Origin of the sequence: Bacillus sp. NTK034, from assembly GCF_017303275.1 — a bacterium.
Lineage (GTDB): Bacteria > Bacillota > Bacilli > Bacillales > Cytobacillaceae > Cytobacillus.
Map to the genome: position 1 here is coordinate 285,158 of NZ_JAFKOJ010000003.1, position 16,026 is coordinate 301,183.

The 16,026-nt window shown below is 41.0% G+C and carries 21 protein-coding genes and 2 riboswitches; of the genes, 16 read left to right on the forward strand and 5 right to left on the reverse strand.

All coding sequences use genetic code 11. The features are described from left to right. Positions 1-141: 141 nt before the first annotated feature. The gene (locus JI665_RS12120) at positions 142-1,077 is read right to left on the reverse strand and encodes a MerR family transcriptional regulator (protein WP_206839649.1); all 936 of its coding nucleotides are present in this window, start codon (positions 1,075-1,077) and stop codon (positions 142-144) included. Between the two features lie 301 nt (positions 1,078-1,378). Here JI665_RS12120 and JI665_RS12125 point away from each other — a divergent pair, with 301 nt between their 5' ends. Then, positions 1,379-2,131: a C39 family peptidase gene (locus tag JI665_RS12125; protein ID WP_206839650.1), complete on the forward strand. Its 753-nt coding sequence runs from the start codon at positions 1,379-1,381 to the stop codon at positions 2,129-2,131. Positions 2,132-2,175: 44 nt separating this feature from the next. On the opposite strand, the gene JI665_RS12130 is transcribed toward JI665_RS12125, so the two are convergent. Beyond that, positions 2,176-3,237, reverse strand: coding sequence for an AbrB family transcriptional regulator (locus tag JI665_RS12130; protein ID WP_206839651.1), 1,062 nt, complete (start codon positions 3,235-3,237; stop codon positions 2,176-2,178). 140 nt (positions 3,238-3,377) lie between these two features. Between JI665_RS12130 and JI665_RS12135 the strand changes: the two genes are divergently transcribed. After that, positions 3,378-3,668, forward strand: coding sequence for a hypothetical protein (locus tag JI665_RS12135; RefSeq protein ID WP_206839652.1), 291 nt, complete (start codon positions 3,378-3,380; stop codon positions 3,666-3,668). A gap of 42 nt (positions 3,669-3,710) precedes the next feature. On the opposite strand, the gene JI665_RS12140 is transcribed toward JI665_RS12135, so the two are convergent. Then, positions 3,711-4,790, reverse strand: a complete 1,080-nt coding sequence (locus JI665_RS12140) for a hypothetical protein (protein WP_206839655.1) — start codon at positions 4,788-4,790, stop codon at positions 3,711-3,713. Beyond that, on the reverse strand, positions 4,783-5,349 hold the full coding sequence (locus JI665_RS12145; protein WP_206839657.1) for a sigma-70 family RNA polymerase sigma factor: 567 nt from the start codon (positions 5,347-5,349) through the stop codon (positions 4,783-4,785). Before JI665_RS12145 ends, JI665_RS12140 begins: the two co-directional genes overlap by 8 nt. A 393-nt stretch (positions 5,350-5,742) precedes the next feature. Between JI665_RS12145 and JI665_RS12150 the strand changes: the two genes are divergently transcribed. After that, complete coding sequence (locus JI665_RS12150) at positions 5,743-6,492, forward strand: Cof-type HAD-IIB family hydrolase (RefSeq protein WP_206839659.1); 750 nt, start codon at positions 5,743-5,745, stop codon at positions 6,490-6,492. 33 nt (positions 6,493-6,525) lie between these two features. Here the strand turns inward: JI665_RS12150 and JI665_RS12155 are convergent, their stop codons facing one another. Further along, on the reverse strand, positions 6,526-6,987 hold the full coding sequence (locus JI665_RS12155; protein ID WP_206839662.1) for an OsmC family protein: 462 nt from the start codon (positions 6,985-6,987) through the stop codon (positions 6,526-6,528). A gap of 116 nt (positions 6,988-7,103) precedes the next feature. Next, a riboswitch (TPP riboswitch) is annotated at positions 7,104-7,216 on the forward strand. A 105-nt stretch (positions 7,217-7,321) separates the two neighbouring features. Here JI665_RS12155 and JI665_RS12160 point away from each other — a divergent pair. The 13 genes from JI665_RS12160 to JI665_RS12220 all read left to right on the forward strand — a co-directional run bounded on the left by JI665_RS12160 (position 7,322) and on the right by JI665_RS12220 (position 16,007). Beyond that, positions 7,322-8,083, forward strand: a complete 762-nt coding sequence (locus JI665_RS12160) for a 3-oxoacyl-ACP reductase (RefSeq protein WP_206839663.1) — start codon at positions 7,322-7,324, stop codon at positions 8,081-8,083. Between the two features lie 13 nt (positions 8,084-8,096). Next, positions 8,097-8,909, forward strand: a complete 813-nt coding sequence (thiM, locus tag JI665_RS12165) for a hydroxyethylthiazole kinase (protein ID WP_206839664.1) — start codon at positions 8,097-8,099, stop codon at positions 8,907-8,909. Positions 8,910-8,920: 11 nt separating this feature from the next. Further along, on the forward strand, positions 8,921-9,745 hold the full coding sequence (gene thiD / locus JI665_RS12170) for a bifunctional hydroxymethylpyrimidine kinase/phosphomethylpyrimidine kinase (protein ID WP_206839665.1): 825 nt from the start codon (positions 8,921-8,923) through the stop codon (positions 9,743-9,745). Beyond that, positions 9,735-10,385, forward strand: coding sequence for a thiamine phosphate synthase (gene thiE / locus JI665_RS12175; protein ID WP_206839666.1), 651 nt, complete (start codon positions 9,735-9,737; stop codon positions 10,383-10,385). Before thiD ends, thiE begins: the two co-directional genes overlap by 11 nt. 119 nt (positions 10,386-10,504) lie before the next feature. Beyond that, entirely contained in the window at positions 10,505-10,819 is a 315-nt protein-coding gene (locus tag JI665_RS12180; RefSeq protein WP_035330901.1) for a hypothetical protein, read from the forward strand. A 138-nt stretch (positions 10,820-10,957) separates the two neighbouring features. After that, complete coding sequence (locus tag JI665_RS12185) at positions 10,958-11,713, forward strand: exodeoxyribonuclease III (RefSeq protein ID WP_206839667.1); 756 nt, start codon at positions 10,958-10,960, stop codon at positions 11,711-11,713. Between the two features lie 85 nt (positions 11,714-11,798). Further along, positions 11,799-12,077 carry a hypothetical protein gene (locus JI665_RS12190; RefSeq protein ID WP_206839668.1) on the forward strand — a complete coding sequence of 93 codons (279 nt, stop codon included), beginning with the start codon at positions 11,799-11,801 and terminating at the stop codon, positions 12,075-12,077. 66 nt (positions 12,078-12,143) lie between these two features. Beyond that, a riboswitch (guanidine-I (ykkC/yxkD leader) is annotated at positions 12,144-12,243 on the forward strand. Between the two features lie 72 nt (positions 12,244-12,315). After that, positions 12,316-12,654 carry a DMT family transporter gene (locus JI665_RS12195; protein WP_206839669.1) on the forward strand — a complete coding sequence of 113 codons (339 nt, stop codon included), beginning with the start codon at positions 12,316-12,318 and terminating at the stop codon, positions 12,652-12,654. Further along, positions 12,651-12,965, forward strand: coding sequence for a DMT family transporter (locus JI665_RS12200; protein ID WP_206839671.1), 315 nt, complete (start codon positions 12,651-12,653; stop codon positions 12,963-12,965). The genes JI665_RS12195 and JI665_RS12200 overlap by 4 nt, the downstream gene beginning before the upstream one ends. Positions 12,966-13,004: 39 nt before the next feature. Then, on the forward strand, positions 13,005-14,075 hold the full coding sequence (locus JI665_RS12205) for an undecaprenyldiphospho-muramoylpentapeptide beta-N-acetylglucosaminyltransferase (protein WP_206839673.1): 1,071 nt from the start codon (positions 13,005-13,007) through the stop codon (positions 14,073-14,075). 167 nt (positions 14,076-14,242) lie between these two features. Continuing rightward, positions 14,243-14,629, forward strand: a complete 387-nt coding sequence (locus JI665_RS12210) for a DUF302 domain-containing protein (RefSeq protein ID WP_206839675.1) — start codon at positions 14,243-14,245, stop codon at positions 14,627-14,629. A gap of 118 nt (positions 14,630-14,747) precedes the next feature. Next, positions 14,748-15,596: a hypothetical protein gene (locus JI665_RS12215; RefSeq protein ID WP_206839676.1), complete on the forward strand. Its 849-nt coding sequence runs from the start codon at positions 14,748-14,750 to the stop codon at positions 15,594-15,596. After that, positions 15,597-16,007, forward strand: coding sequence for an HIT family protein (locus JI665_RS12220; RefSeq protein ID WP_206839678.1), 411 nt, complete (start codon positions 15,597-15,599; stop codon positions 16,005-16,007). The last annotated feature ends 19 nt before the right edge of the window (positions 16,008-16,026 follow it).

Sequence of the window (16,026 nt, forward strand, 5' to 3'; positions counted from 1 at the left end):
GTAAATGGGCCTCTATTAAAACCCAAACCAAAAAGCATCACATAGAAGGCAAAATTAAAACCAGGAGAAGAACATATTCTCCTGGTTCTTTTATGAATGAACATAAATTAATTGACACACAACAAAAATAAATCACATAACCTATTTCCAGAACTCCCACCATTTTTTACCGGATTCCTGTGCAGCAGCCGCGCTTCGGAATGAGACAATCATATCCTGAAAAACCTCCTCCCGCTGCTTTACCTCATGCCAGTATTGTTCGCGTTCTTTATTTATGGTATCGATATAAATTTCTCTGTCTGTGTTTAACGTTTCAATCAGCGAGCTGATTTCGGTGCTGGTCACCTCTGCAGAAGATGAAATGTAATGAATCATGGTTTTGAACTCTTCAGAAGATGCTTCCGAGGATTCTGCCAGCTTGTTTGTCAAATGATGAATTTGATCTGAAGTGCGCTTCGTATTTTTCGCCACCCTTTTTGATAGGGTTCCGAACGCTTCGGAAGTATTCTCAGAAGACTGCTCAATCCTTGCGCCAAGTGATTCAATTTCTGCTTTCGTTTTTTCTCCTGATTTATAGATCGAATCCGACAGGCTTTTAACAGTATGCAATGATCCTTTGCTAATTTCTTTTTTCACTTCGTCTAAAACTTCCTTTCGAACGCCGCTGCGAATTTCATTTCTGACATCTGCAATTAAACTGTCCCTGAAACTATCCATCAATGCCATGAACTGTTCGGCGTCCATTGCAGCCTGATGCTCTGTATGTAATCCTGTTTCCTGATTTATAGCCGCCAAAGATGTTTCATTTGCTTCTAAACCGGTTTCAGAAGCAAAGTCCATATGTTTCTGCATTAATTCACGGATCATATCCTTGCTTAAATTTTTGTCGCGCATCTGCTTCACCTTTTCAAGCAATGCAATTTCATGGTCTGTATAAAAGCGGGCTCCCTGTTTTGACCGGGGGATCAGCAAAAGTCCATTTAAATCCTTTTCCCACTGCCTTAATGTTCCAGGAGGCACATTCAGTATTTTCGAAACCTCTTTAATTGTATAAGCTTTCATATATTGCGTATCCATTTTACTCAGCCCTTTCATAAAAAATAGATTCTGAATCCTTCGGATGCCAGTTCCGAAACAACTTCTAACTAACTATTCAGCATGATATCCCGTTTTTTCCTGCCGCCTGACAAAAGCTATCAAAAGAAGACGATATTCATCAGAAAAAAGCAAAAAGGATTCATTTTGACAAAAAACATAAAGAATTTGCCAGTCAGCAAGCTATTTGTCATATCAGGGCGGCTATGTCACAATGGAAGCTGAGTTTATCAAACTGGAATGTTATAAAAAAAACAGCTAGATTAAGAGGGAGCAGGGTAAATTGGGTAATAGAATTATTGCTATGTCTGTTGCAGCCGGGGTCGGTTTGACGCTTACTTTTGGCAGCATAAAGATGGGGAGCAATGAACCGTCAAAACAAAATGAAATTCACTATAGTGCAGTTCCGCATGCCGAGGCAAAGCATGTACCGATTGTAAAGCAGGAAATTCAGAAGAAATCCGTTCTCCTGGATGTGCCATTGTACAATCAAATGGATAATCCCCGTCTGTATAATGGATGTGAGATTACCAGTTTAGCAATGATTATAAGTTATGAAGGCATTCAAGTATCTAAAAATAAATTAGCACAGGAAATTAACCGGGTGCCGCTTAGATATAACGGAGGTAAATACGGGAATCCCAATGAAGGCTTTGTCGGCAACATGGAGGATGGACCAGGATTAGGCGTTTATCAGGGGCCGATTTTCGAACTGGCGAAAAAGTATTTTCCTGAACGTGCCGAGAATCTGACTGGCAAGCCATTTGATGTGCTTCTTGAAAAAATTGCAGAAGGATCGCCAGTCTGGATTATTACAACTGCAAGCCTATCGCCAGCCGCATCCTTTGAAACCTGGAATACACCGGGGGGGCCAGTTGAAGTGACATTCCAGATGCATAGTGTTGCAATTACCGGATATGATGAGGAATATATTTATATTAACGACCCGTATGGCACAAAAAATAAAAAGGTGCCCAAACAGCAGTTTATAGAAGCCTGGGAGCTAATGGGATCACAGGCCATTGTCATTAACTAAATAAATAGCAAAAGAAGGGGCTGCCGCTTAGCAGTCCCTTCTTTTTAGCTTGTGGATTCCAATTTCTTAAACTTTAAAAAGCTCCATTTTAAAAACGGAGGTACTACAAAGAAGATAAAAAACAGCCTAAATAGCTGATAGCCTGTTACTATGGCTAAGTCGGCGCCGGTTTCATGAGCCATTATTGCCATTTGGTCCATTCCTCCGGGTGCCAGGCTTAAAAAGCTGGTGGCAGGGGAAAGGTGAAAAAAGTGCATAATCATAAAACTAAGCAGCACCGAACACGCAATGAGCAGCAGGCCGCTTAAGGCAGCCAGAGAAATGGTTTTGACCTTACTGTCCAGCTTTTCAGGCTTCATCATCATGCCGATGTGAGCCCCGATTAATAGCTGTGATAAATCCAAAACAGCAGGCGGGAGTCCGGGTCCATTTATACCGGAAAGGACAAGGGCCGCTGTTCCCATAATCGGACCGAGAAGGTATGGGGTAGGGAGCTTCAGGCGTTTGCTTAGGATTATGCCGGCAAAAGAAACAAAGACAAAGAGTAAAATATCTGGGAATAAATGACCCCATAAAGGTTCTGCGGCTTCAAAACCGGAACCGCTCGGGACATTCAGCCAAGGTCCGAATACCAGTACAGGAACAATGAAGATAATCATGGAAAGCCGTGCGACCTGCATAAAGGTAACAACCGTGATATCGATTCCTTTGACTTCCTCTGCCAGAAGAATCATTTGAGACAGACCTCCGGGAATACTGCCGATTAAAACCGTGGGATAGTCGATGCCCATTAATTTCGCAATGAGAAGTGCAGATATGCCGCTAAAGAGAACCATGCAGACGGTAACGAGCAAAATAAAAGGGAGCTTCTGCAGGATAAGCAGAACTGCTTCCTGTGTAAATGAAAGCCCGATGCTGTATCCGACGATGATAATCCCCGCATCACGAAATCCGGCTGGCCAATAAAACGGAATCCTGCTGAGCCGGCTTCCAATCATAACAGCAGTCAATGCACCAAGCAAAAAGGCGACCGGAATATGCATTAATGAAAATAATACTGCACCTAATACAGCAGTAAGAAAGGTGATCAATAAATTTTTATTCACAAAAAAACCTTCTTTTTATTTAGTATACCTAAAGATATTTATACCATATAAAAACAATGAATAAATTACAAGTTTTATAAAATCATATGTTTTCATACAATTTATTAAGAGAAGTCCATTTTATAGAAGGGGGACTAACCATGCCGGAAAAACTAAGCCATTTTGTTTTCATCTTATCGTTTATATGTCTTGGTTTATTTTTGCTGCTGGGTTTTTCGCCTCTGTATGATATTTATCTGAATAATATCGGCCATCGTCCATTTTCGCTTCTCCTGCTTCTGACAGTCATTGTCTTCCTCGTGAGTGTTTTTGTTTTAAAGAAAGTCCAAAACTGGCAAGCGGGTTTTCATGTATTATTTTCCATTATCCTCACCCTGTTTCTTTCATCCGTATTAGCAATCATTGTGTTCTTTGGTGGCCTATTTAGGTAAATATAAAGAGCCTGCACCATTAACGGTACAAGCTCAGCCAATTTATTGGGTTGGCATCCAGTTTACTTTCCATATTCCTTCGCTGTTTTTGCTGAGGCCGAATCCAAAGCCATCCTCTTCAGATATGGAAATATATGCTGAAGAGTCATCGCTAATGACTTCTTCTAAATGTGCATTCTTCACCCTATGCAATAATGTCTGTTCTTCTGGGATCGATGGCGACTCGCTTATAGCATTCAGGTAATGATTCAGGGTAGGGAATGGTTTTCCGATATCCGGATCATGGTTAAACAATGCATATTGAGTAGAATAATCTTCAATTTCTTCAGCAAATAAGTACAGCTGGAATACTTCTGCCGGGCTTAAACCTCTTAAGATCTCATCCGTTCCTCTTAAAGAAAATTCTTTATACACATGGTTTAAAGGCTCCGGCAGGACCAGTTCCGCATTAATATTTAGGGCCAGCTGGAATGGAACAGCATGGAATTGAGGTTCTTTTGGGGCTGCCAGCTCCAAGACTTCAGCCTGATGTACAGCGCCTTCCGGTGCGCGATATCCATCTAATATTAAAGAAACACTTTCTGCTTTAATGGGTGCGGCTGTGCCAAATACCTTTTTTAGCATCTCCTGATCGGTTTCATTAAAAGTAATTTTTATGGTCTTGCCATCCATGATCGGCAGCAATTTTAAAGAATCACGATCAGGCTGAAAGTATACAATTTCATCCTGAAAATCCAGAATGCCTGTAACCGCTGCCTTTCCAGTAAAAACTGCAGTTATGCGGCCATATGAATCCTTCTCGAAACCATTCAGTTTCCAGTTATTTAGCATAGCACCCTCTGTAAGGCCGGAATAAAAATCTTTATTTGAAATGACAGTCTCCTGTCCATTTTGCTTGTTAAAGTCATCTGTCTGGATTCCGGCAATCCCGCCAATCAACAGGACAAACCCAGCAGCTGCAGCGGCAGAAAGAAGCTTAGGAACATAGTCTTTTTTCCTGCCTTTAACAGCAGAAGTGGCGATTCGGTTTCTGACTCTCTGTTTTTCTTCTTCTGTGAAAACAGAATCTTTCGTCCATGCAGCATTCAACTCTTTCTTCACTTCCTGATTCAGATCAGCCATGCTGTTCACCTCTTTCTGCAGCAGATAGTATCTTCTTCACTTTTTCCTGTCCTCTGTACAGTCTTGTTTTAACAGTAGAAATAGGAATATTAAGGGTTTCACTTATTTCAGCCAGACTGAGATCCTGGTAATAATGGAGAAGGAAGACTTCCCGGTATTTTACTGTGAGGGATTCAATCGTTTTTAGCAATTCCTGATGTTCATCCCGTTCAAGAAATGAAGCTTCCGGATCTTTTTCTCTATCCTTCTTCAGGAAAAAAACCTTTTCATTCAGGACCATATTTCGATAATGCCAGCTTTTAAGATAGTCTTTGCTTTTATTAATAGCGATTGTAAAAATCCATGTTTTAAAAGAAGATCTTTGCTGGAAACTTTCCAGCTTCTCATAAACAGTAATAAAGGTATCCTGTGTTAAATCGCTGGCCGCATTCCAATCATTCACATAGCTGTATATCAATCTCTTCAAAACGGTTCCATACTCATCCATGATCATTTCTAGAACGAGAGCACGATCCACTTGATCAGCAATTGACCGTTTTACATAATCATCAGAGCTCACATGACTGCCTCCTTGTAAATTGCCAGCTGCCGATTCCGGCTGCCTTTTGTTTCCTGACAGTTAGACGACAGATACAAGTAAATCGCTTCAACTTTTGGCATTTATCAAGATTATACAAAAAAAGCGCATACCATTTGGTCTGCGCCTGATTATTTAATCCGATTAAATAAAACCACATCCATGCATAGCTTAGGAACAGAAGGAGCAAAAATAACAAGGAACATTCATCATTTCCTCATTTGTTCATATTGAGTAATTCTGGCCTATACAATTAGATTGGTAATAATGATCGCTATTTTCGAATAAATGATTCTGCCCAAATGCTTTGTTTTTGATGGGACGATTATTTATTTATATAATGGATTTATTGTGCAAGAAAGAAGGGAGATTATTATGTCACAATCAAATATTGCTCCACAGATCAAATTAATCGCTCTTGATATGGATGGAACCTTGTTGAATTCCAGAGGGGAAATTCCAGATGAAAACCGCAAGGCAATACGGGAGGCGAAGGAAAAAGGGATTGAAGTTATTTTAAGCACGGGAAGATCCAGGCTCACGGCAGGCGATCATGCTGATTCTTTGGAATTGAACTCCTATTTGATCACGGTCAACGGCAGTGAAATATTTGGCCCTGGTGGAGAATTAATCACAAGGACTCCTGTTGATTCTAAAGTAATGGAATGGATGTGGAATTTATCCCAGTCACATAAGACCAAATTCTGGGCAACCAGCTGCGAACAAGTTTGGATGAATGAAATGCCAGAAAATATTCATGACCATGAATGGCTTAAATTTGGATTTGATATATCAGATGATGAGATCAGGGAACTCATTCATAAAGAGCTTCGAACAAAAGGGGACCTGGAAATTACAAATTCCAGCTTAACTAATATTGAGGTAAATGCTCTGGGCATCAATAAAGCCAGAGGTATCCAGAAGGTAACTGAGATTCTTGGCATTTCGATGGAAAATGTAATGGCAATGGGAGACAGCTTAAATGATATTGCCATGATAGAGGAATCTGGCTGGGGAGTAGCAATGGGAAATGCCCAGGATATTGTGAAAGAAACAGCCAATGCTGTTACGGGAACTAATGATGACGCTGGTGTTGCAAAAGCAATCCGAAAGTGGGCTCTCTAAGATTAAAAACCGGCTAACATGCCGGTTTTTGGTTTATTTGGATGCTCTTTTGGCAATTAGAATGGTTTCTTCCAGTGCTATTTCCACATTTCCTTTAATCGCCCTGGAAATCATACAGGATGCTTCAGCTTTTTGCGCCAGCTTTCGCGCAAGTGAATGATCCTTTTCTGTCGCATCAGCTTTTAACAAGATATGGGGGCGATGAATAATTTTCCTATACGTAATCACTCCTTTGGTTACATCCACAATTCCAATTGATTCCATCGTAAGGTCTTCTTTTTCGAGTTTGCTTCGTTCCATCATGGCTGCCAGGGTAATGATATAACAAGTTGCTGCTGCCCCAAGCAGCATTTCATCCGGATTTGTTCCGATTCCGGGACCTTCCATTTCTGGGGGAATGGAAACCTTTGTTTTCAGCCCTCCAGTCTCAATTTCTCCAACATCATTACGAAGTCCAGGCCAATGTGCTTTTAAATGGAATTGGTGTTCAGCCATTCTTTGATTCCTCCAAGTTATGTATTTCTATTTAAACCTTAAAGAGGAACAGGCAGAATTGCAAGACTTTACAGATTTAACGTTTCAGGCTAAGATGAAATCAGCCAACTTAATAGTTTTACTGCTAGGGGTGCCCGATGCTCGCGGGCTGAGAAAGAAACCGGACTGTTTTTTACCCTTCGGACCTGATCTGGATCATACCAGCGTAGGAAAGTAGTAATTGCGGGGAACGATGTTTTTTCTCTTAGATTATTCAGCCAGGTCCAATTTCGGATCTGGTTTTTATTTTGTTCTCAAAAACAAATGAATTGGCTATCAATAAGGAGGATTTTCTATGAATCTTAACGATCAGATTGTCATTATTACAGGCAGCAGCAGAGGGCTGGGCAAAGAAACAGCAAGAGCATTCGCGAGGGAAGGGGCGAGAGTTGTCATTAACTATTTCCATAGCGAGGAAAAAGCACATGCTCTGCAGAAGGAAATTGGCGAAAAAGCCATTGCCATTCGTGCTGATATCCGGGACAGAGGTCAAGTGAAATCCATGTTTCAAAAGGCGAAGGAACACTTTGGAGGCCCCATTACAACCATAGTCAATAATGCACTGGTGAACTTTCAATTTGACCCTATTTCAAAAAAAGATGCAGAAACAATTAAATGGGACGATTACAAAAACCAGCTCGAAGGTGCAATTCTTGGGGCTTTAAACACAGTCCAGGCTGGTCTAGAAGATATGAAAAAACAGGAGTTTGGCAGGATAATCTCGGTTGGGACCAATCTATTCCAGAATCCAGTTGTACCCTACCATGACTATACGACCAGCAAAGCTGCTCTATTAGGCTTCACCAGGAATATGGCGAATGAGCTGGGACAATATGGGATTACTGCGAATATGGTATCAGGCGGTTTGTTAAGAACGACAGACGCCAGTGCTTCGACATCCGAGGAAGTCTTTGAAATTATCGAAAACTCAACTCCATTAAAAAAAGTCACAGATCCTGCAGAAGTGGCTGATGCAATAGTCTTCTTCGCTTCTCCCTGGGCAAGGGCGGTTACAGGACAGAATTTGGTTGTGGATGGCGGACTAGTTATGAATTAAAGGAGGAATTAATGTGAACATTCAGGAGATTAGCAGTCTATTGGAAAAACTAAGAAATTCAAATCCTCTGGTACATAATATCACCAATGTGGTGGTAACTAACTTTACGGCAAATGGCCTTCTCGCTATTGGGGCATCACCAGTGATGGCATATGCACATGAAGAGGCAGCTGACATGGCTAAAATAGCTGGCGCATTGGTTCTCAATATGGGAACACTGACTGAAAAAGAAGTAAAAAGCATGCTCATAGCGGGTAAGTCAGCAAATCAGCATGGAGTGCCGGTCATTTTTGACCCTGTTGGTGTCGGCGCGACGGCCTATCGTACAGAAACAGCTAAAAGACTATTAGAAGAATTAGATATTACCATCATAAGAGGCAATGCAGCAGAAATTGCCAACGCAGCAGGACAGAAATGGAGTATTAAGGGCGTAGATGCAGTTGAAGCAGCAGGGAACACTTCTGAGCTTGCTAAGTCGGCAGCAAAAGAACTTGGTGCAGTCACTGTTATCACAGGAAAACAGGATATCGTTTCAGATGGAAGATCCACATTTGCCATTAACAATGGCCATCCTCTTCTAACGAAAGTAACAGGTGCCGGATGTCTTCTTACTTCTGTAATAGGAGCTTTCGCTGCTGTTGAAAAGGATCCTGTAAAAGCGGCAGCAGCTTCATTGGTCGTTTATGGATCTGCCGCAGAAATTGCAGCAGAAAAATCGGATGGCAAAGGCCCAGGAACTTTCCAAGCAGAGTTTTTGAATAGCTTATATAACATTTCTGCTGCAGATGTTGAAGCATATGGATCTTTTGAAAAAACGATCGGATAGGAGGCTTTTAAATGAAAGTGAATAAAGCTTTAACCATAGCGGGTTCAGATAGCGGCGGCGGCGCGGGCATTCAGGCAGACTTAAAAACATTTCAGGAACTGGGTGTTTTCGGCATGTCTGCTTTGACTGCTGTTACGGCTCAAAACACCAAGGGCGTTCAGGGAGTTTATCCAATGACAGCAGAGGCAGTGTCTGCTCAAATTCAGTCCATAGGAGAGGACCTCAGACCTGACGCTGTAAAGACAGGAATGCTTTTTAGTGCAGATATAATCGAGAGTGTTTCCAATGAAATCGTGAGATACGGATGGAAAAATGTCGTCATAGATCCAGTGATGATTGCAAAGGGAGGAGCAAGTCTTCTTCAGAATGAAGCGATATTAGCGATGAAGAAGCGTCTTATTCCGCTCTCTATGGTGATTACCCCGAATATTCCAGAGGCAGAGGTTTTAACGGACATAAGGATTCGTTCGCTGGAGGATAAAAGAGAAGCAGCAAAAAAACTGCATCACCTTGGAGCAAAAAATGTCATCATAAAAGGCGGCCATGACGAAGCAAAGGACATAGCAGCAGACCTTCTATTTGAGGGAGAAAGTTTTTCGGAATTTAAGAGCAGCAGAATACAAACCGCCAATACACATGGAACAGGCTGCACTTTTTCGGCTGCCATTACCGCTGGCCTCGCAGACGGTCTTTCTGTGCCAGAAGCTGTTGATCGCGCGAAAAAATTCATCCAGGCCGCCATTGAATTTGACTTGGGAATTGGCAGCGGTCATGGTCCTACCAATCACTGGGCGTTCAATAGAAGGAAGAAGGAGACTGAAGTTTATGGCCGTTAATCCGCAGACAATGAGAAACTTATTAAAAGTATACTTTATAATGGGCAGCACTAATTGCCATCAGGATCCTGAAAAAGTCCTTCAATCGGCCATCAAAGGAGGAATTACGTTATTTCAATTCCGTGAAAAAGGAGCAGGATGCCTTCATGGCAAAGAAAAGGAATCGCTCGCAAAAAAGCTTCAAGCAATCTGCAAAGAGAGCAGTATCCCTTTTATTGTAAATGATGATATCGAATTGGCACTTAAAATAAATGCAGATGGTGTCCATATAGGCCAGGACGATGAACCAGCCGATGCGGTCCGCAGGAAAATTGGCAGCAAAATCCTGGGAGTCTCAGTGCACAGCATGCAGGAAGCGGAAACAGCGATCCGTCAAGGCGCAGATTACCTTGGGATAGGGCCTATTTATCCGACATCCACAAAGGAAGATGCCAAAGCCGTTCAGGGACTTACTTTTTTGACAGAATTAAGATCTGCTCGTATCCAAATTCCTGTTGTAGGAATAGGCGGAATTACTCCTGAAAATACACCTCCTATAATTAAGGCAGGGGCTGACGGTGTTTCTGTTATTTCTGCAATCAGCCAGGCGGATTCACCTGAAAAAGCAGCCATACTGTTATATGATGCAGTAAGAGAATAATGTGAAAAATGCCCACTAATTTGGGCATTTTTTATTGTATAGACGTTTGAAATTCTAAGGTTTATCCCAATCTATTGAGGGTAGCTCACTACAAACAATAGAAACAGAGGGATGAACAATTGAAAAAGTGGATGGAATCAGGTCTTTACATTCAAATGGCAGCCGTATTGCTGGTCGTCTATTACGGGTTCATTTCAGGTCTTGTAGCTGCGGAGACCAAAATGACTGAATACGAAGGGGAAATAGATGAGAAATATCGTCTGACTTCGGTTGATAATTACTTAAGCAACTTTAGCACCCATGAAGAATATTGGATACGGCTGGATAATGGCAAATCCTTTGAGCTGACGGCATCATTATATGAAAGTATTAAGCGGGGTGAAAAGATCAAATTAGTGCAGATGAATGCCGGTACCATGATATTCAGGCAATAAAGCAACGCTTATAAAAATAGGCTGCATTTTCTTGTGGATTTGCCGTTCCTGTTACAGTACTTTAACTGTGCAAGTATTGAATTTCCATGGTAATGTTGTAATCAGGCAGATTTTTTAACATAAGGGGATATAATAGCAATGAAACTCGTTTCATGGAATGTGAATGGCATAAGGGCATGTGTGAAAAAAGGATTCATGGATTATTTCAAAGAAGCGGATGCAGACATATTTTGCATTCAGGAATCCAAACTGCAGGAAGGACAGATCGAACTTATACTGGAAGGCTATTACCAATACTGGAATTATGCGATAAAAAAAGGGTATTCCGGTACAGCTGTATTTACAAAGAAAGAGCCGCTTTCTGTCCGCTATGGATTGAATGATGAGGAAACAGAACCTGAAGGCAGGATCCTCACGCTTGAGTATGATGGCTTTTATCTCGTCAATGTCTATACTCCGAATTCACAGCGTGATCTGGCCAGGCTTCCATACCGCCTTGAGTGGGAAGAGCGGATTCGGGAGTATTTATTCGGCCTGGATAAAATTAAGCCTGTGATCATGTGCGGGGACTTAAACGTGGCACATTTCGAAAAAGACTTAAAAAATGCTAAATCCAACAGGGGCAACTCAGGGTTTACGGATGAAGAACGCGGAAAAATGACCAGATTGCTGGGTTCCGGGTTTGTAGATGCATTCCGCTATAAATATCCTGATGCTGAGGGAGCTTATACCTGGTGGTCATATATGGCCAAGGTTAGAGAGCGGAATATCGGCTGGAGGATTGATTACTTTATCGTGTCCGAAAAGCTAAAAGAAAGAATACTAGATTCACAGATTCACTGCGACATTATGGGCAGCGATCATTGCCCGGTAGCGCTTGAATTGGATATGTAAAGCGAAACCCCTGCGGAGATGCAGGGGTTTTGTTTTAGTAAAAAAGGCAATAATTGAATTAACATAATAATAAAGGATTGGTAAAATGAACAAAACAGAGATGCTGAAGCTTTTGGTACTTATTGAAAGAATCTATCCCTCATTTCGGATTAAAAACGAAATCGTTCATTATTATTTTGATTATTGCCGTGATTTCGACTATGAAATGGCTTTGAGCTATATTAAAGGCCATATTAGGATAAGTCCCTATCCGCCATCAATCAGCCATCTTGCATCCACGTGCTCACCGCATTCTTTATCAGCTGAAATGTCAGACAGCAGGAAATGGGAAAAAGAATATGTCCTTGCTGATCATGTGTCTTGATATTTATTTTCATCTATTATTATGGAAAAGCTGATTTTATTTTGTTATAATGCCAGTAAATCTAATAAAAAGGTTTTCTAGGGTTCCGCAGCAGCTGCTGGCCTGGTCCGAGAGAAAACTCATAGCAATATTAGCTATGCCACGGAAGGATAAAAGCCTGGGAGATACTGTTCATCAGATATCTTCCGGGCTTTTTTCTTTTTCCGGGAATACTATTCGTTTAAAAGGGGCTGATTTCATGCAGTGGCTGAAGGTATTTATAGCCGCATTTTTTGAAGTGTTTTGGGTGATTGGTTTAAAGCATGCGGATGATCCATTATCATGGGCAGGGACCATTCTATGCATAGCAGTCAGTTTTTATTTGATGATCATGGCTGGCAAAGTCCTGCCTGTGGGAACGGTTTATGCTGTCTTTGTTGGCTTAGGCACTGCTGGTACAGTTTTATCTGAAATCATATTTTTCGGAGAGCCTTTGAAATTATCTAAAATAATACTGGTTCTTATTTTGTTATTAGGTGTTCTGGGCTTAAAGCTAGTGACAAATGAAGATGAATCAAAAGGAGCTGAAAGTTCATGAGCTGGGTGTTTTTAATTCTGGCTGGCCTTTTTGAAATGACAGGTGTAACCATGATTAACAGCCTGCACAAAAAACGGAATTGGCAATCCTTATTCCTGCTGGTTGGCGGTTTTGGCGCCAGCTTCCTGTTCCTTGCGCTGGCCATGAAAGAGCTGCCAATGGGTACAGCTTATGCGGTCTGGACTGGAATTGGTGCCGCTGGAGGAGCTGTCCTTGGCATGATTCTGTACGGAGAGCCCAAAGATGCTAAACGGATATTTTTTATTGCAATGGTATTAAGTGCCGCAATCGGACTTAAACTGGTATCTTAGATATATAATGGAATTAAAAATTGTATAGGCAGGTAGGAAATGAAGAAAAATAAAATCGTTTTTACAGGGGGCGGCTCTGCCGGGCATGTGACTCCGAATATTGCCATAATAAATGAACTTTCTCAAAAAGATTGGGATATTCACTATATCGGTTCGATAAGAGGAATCGAAAAAGAATTGATTTCTGAGATTAAAATACCATATTACGGAATTAGCAGCGGAAAGCTCCGGCGTTACATGGATAAAGAAAATGCAAAAGATTTTTTTCGAGTGTTAAGAGGGATTATCGAAGCTCGAAAGCTGCTCAAAAGATTGAAGCCAAAGCTTGTCTTTTCAAAAGGCGGATTTGTATCGGTGCCTGTTATTATTGCGGCAAGCTCATTAAAAATACCTATTTATATTCATGAAAGTGATCTGACGCCAGGACTTGCAAATAAAATTTCCCAGCGGTTTGCTGACAGGATTTTTACTTCATTTGATGAAGCAGCAGCACATTTTCCTGCGAAAAAGACTAAGGCCATAGGATCTCCGATCAGAATGGAAATCTTCTCAGGTGATAAGGAGAGAGGGAAGGAGTTTCTTAGGTTTACAGATGAAAAACCAATTATGACTGTAATGGGAGGCAGTCTGGGGGCTAAGAAAATTAATGAAACAATCAGGGCATCCCTTCAGGAGCTGACTGCTATATACCAAATTGTTCATCTTTGCGGCAAAGGGCAGAAGGATGACAGTTTAATAAATGTTAAAGGGTACAGACAATTCGAATACATTAGCAATGAGCTTGCTGATATCCTCGCTGCTACAGATACTGTCGTCACCAGGGGAGGATCAAATGCCATCTTTGAATTCCTGTCTTTAAAAATCCCAATGCTCATCATCCCGCTAACCAAAAAACAAAGCAGGGGAGACCAAATACTAAATGCAGAATCTTTCTTAAAAAAAGGATTCTCGCTTACATTGGAAGAAGAGAACTTAACAAAAGACAGCCTGCTTGAGTCCCTGGATAAACTTGAAAAAAGAAGAGGACAAATCATTAATAACATGCATGCCTCCCCAATGAGCGATGCACTGACTGTTTTGATAATGGAAATTAACAAACAACGCAAATAATTTTGAATACCGGCTTTTATTTGATCATGAAGACGGAAATTCAACCGCACACCAACAAATGGTTGTTATAAAAAACATTTTGGCAGTTTCCCAAAACCATAAATATTACATAGTAAAAAAACAGCAGCCTGTTTACATTAAGAAGGAAATAAAAAGAGGTGACTGCCATGAATTTTGCTTACACTATTGAAACAGAGAAATCCATTGAAGAAGCAATTACAGCATTGGAAATACATTTAAAAGATGAACAGTTTGGTGTGCTTTGGACTTTTGATATTAAAGAAAAGCTTGAAGAAAAAGGCTTTCAATTGGAAGAGGAATTTAAGGTGCTAGAAGTCTGTAACCCGCAGGAGGCTGAGCGGGTACTGAAAGAAGATAAAATTGTTGGATATTTTCTCCCATGTAAAATTGTCGTATATAAAGAAAAAGGGAAAACAAAGATAGGGCTTCCAAGGCCAAGCGCGTTAATAAGCATGATTGATAACCAGAATCTAAAAGAATTGGCTTTAGATATCGAGCAGCGCCTGATTGCCTGTCTGGATAAATCTGTTTAATGCTTTTACGGAAATAAAATAAACATCATCCAAGCGACAAACAGTTAATAATGCTGTTTGTTTTTCTTTTTATGCATTACAATAGAATGGGAATTCTAAATATTATGAAGGTGATTCTATGGATACAAAATTAATTTTAATTGAGGGTCTCCCTGGTTCAGGCAAATCTACTACCGCAAGATTGGTTCATGAAGTTTTGATGCAAAACGGTATTGAATCAGAGCTATTCTGCGAAGGTGATCTGGATCACCCGGCAGATTATGAGAGCGTCGCCTATTTTGAAAACGACCAGTGGCATCGATTGCTGGAAGAATACAGTGCATTCAGAGACCGGATGATTGAAAAAAGTTTTCCGGAAGATACTGGCTATTTAGTGCCGTATAAAAAGATTGGACCTGATATGCCAGGCACATTTTATGCGAAAGTATCTAAAAATGATATCTATGAGCTTCCTTTGGAGCAAAATATGAAACTTATAATCAATAATTGGGAACGATTTTCCAATCGAGCTGCCAGCGGCCAAAAAGTACATATTTTTGAATGCTGTTTTTTACAGAATCCAGTTACAGTCGGTATGATTAAATATGGAGCTCCCCTTACAAAGGTTAGTAATTATGTATTAGCATTGGAAAAATCCGTGAAAAATCTGAATCCGATATTAATTTATGTCAGTCAGGATAACCTTGACTTGTCTTTCAGGAAAGCGATAAATGAACGGCCGCCATCCTGGTCTGAAGGTTTTATCCATTATTATACCGGTCAAGGATATGGTAAGAAAAATCACTTAAGCGGGGCAGAAGGTACTATAAAGGTTCTTGAAGCCAGGAGGAAGGCTGAAGAGGAAATTTTGAAGGAGCTGTCCATCCGAAAGGCTGTAATCAATAACTCAGCATTCGATGAGAATTCACATAAAGCCGCTTTAGTGAATTTGCTGATAAATCACCTTGCACAGAAAGGGGAAAATTAAGTGCCTTATCAGGAGCATTGTCCCTTTTGCAGACCGCACCAGGACCCTCTTCAACATATCATTTTTGAAAACAGCACTTGTTATTTTCTTCAGCACGATAAAGAACAGGACGTATTGGAGGGCTGTGGGGTCATAGTGCCAAAAGCGCACAATTCCGATGCTTTTCACCTGACGGCGGAAGAGTGGAATGATACATATGAACTTCTGCAAAAAGCCAAGGATTATTTAGATAAAAAGTATGCTCCAGATGGATATACGCTTGGCTGGAATGTGGGCGATGCTTCAAATCAATCCATTCTTCACAGCCACCTGCACGTCATTCCCAGATATAATGATGAACTACACGCAGGAAAAGGGCTCAGGCATTGGCTGAAGCAGCCCGATAATAAAAGAGGGATTCTAAAAAGATAAAAAAACACACAGCGGGACT

Bases quoted from the DNA above. Each gene is read 5' to 3' on its own strand.
- JI665_RS12185 (WP_206839667.1), top strand. From the start codon at position 10,958: ATGAAACTCGTTTCATGGAATGTGAATGGCATAAGGGCATGTGTGAAA.
- JI665_RS12210 (WP_206839675.1), top strand. From the start codon at position 14,243: ATGAATTTTGCTTACACTATTGAAACAGAGAAATCCATTGAAGAAGCA.
- JI665_RS12200 (WP_206839671.1), top strand. From the start codon at position 12,651: ATGAGCTGGGTGTTTTTAATTCTGGCTGGCCTTTTTGAAATGACAGGT.
- JI665_RS12140 (WP_206839655.1), bottom strand. From the start codon at position 4,790: ATGGCTGATCTGAATCAGGAAGTGAAGAAAGAGTTGAATGCTGCATGG.
- JI665_RS12135 (WP_206839652.1), top strand. From the start codon at position 3,378: ATGCCGGAAAAACTAAGCCATTTTGTTTTCATCTTATCGTTTATATGT.
- JI665_RS12195 (WP_206839669.1), top strand. From the start codon at position 12,316: ATGCAGTGGCTGAAGGTATTTATAGCCGCATTTTTTGAAGTGTTTTGG.
- JI665_RS12190 (WP_206839668.1), top strand. From the start codon at position 11,799: ATGAACAAAACAGAGATGCTGAAGCTTTTGGTACTTATTGAAAGAATC.
- JI665_RS12155 (WP_206839662.1), bottom strand. From the start codon at position 6,987: ATGGCTGAACACCAATTCCATTTAAAAGCACATTGGCCTGGACTTCGT.
- JI665_RS12205 (WP_206839673.1), top strand. From the start codon at position 13,005: ATGAAGAAAAATAAAATCGTTTTTACAGGGGGCGGCTCTGCCGGGCAT.
- JI665_RS12160 (WP_206839663.1), top strand. From the start codon at position 7,322: ATGAATCTTAACGATCAGATTGTCATTATTACAGGCAGCAGCAGAGGG.
- thiE (WP_206839666.1), top strand. From the start codon at position 9,735: ATGGCCGTTAATCCGCAGACAATGAGAAACTTATTAAAAGTATACTTT.
- JI665_RS12120 (WP_206839649.1), bottom strand. From the start codon at position 1,077: ATGGATACGCAATATATGAAAGCTTATACAATTAAAGAGGTTTCGAAA.
- thiD (WP_206839665.1), top strand. From the start codon at position 8,921: ATGAAAGTGAATAAAGCTTTAACCATAGCGGGTTCAGATAGCGGCGGC.
- JI665_RS12215 (WP_206839676.1), top strand. From the start codon at position 14,748: ATGGATACAAAATTAATTTTAATTGAGGGTCTCCCTGGTTCAGGCAAA.
- JI665_RS12150 (WP_206839659.1), top strand. From the start codon at position 5,743: ATGTCACAATCAAATATTGCTCCACAGATCAAATTAATCGCTCTTGAT.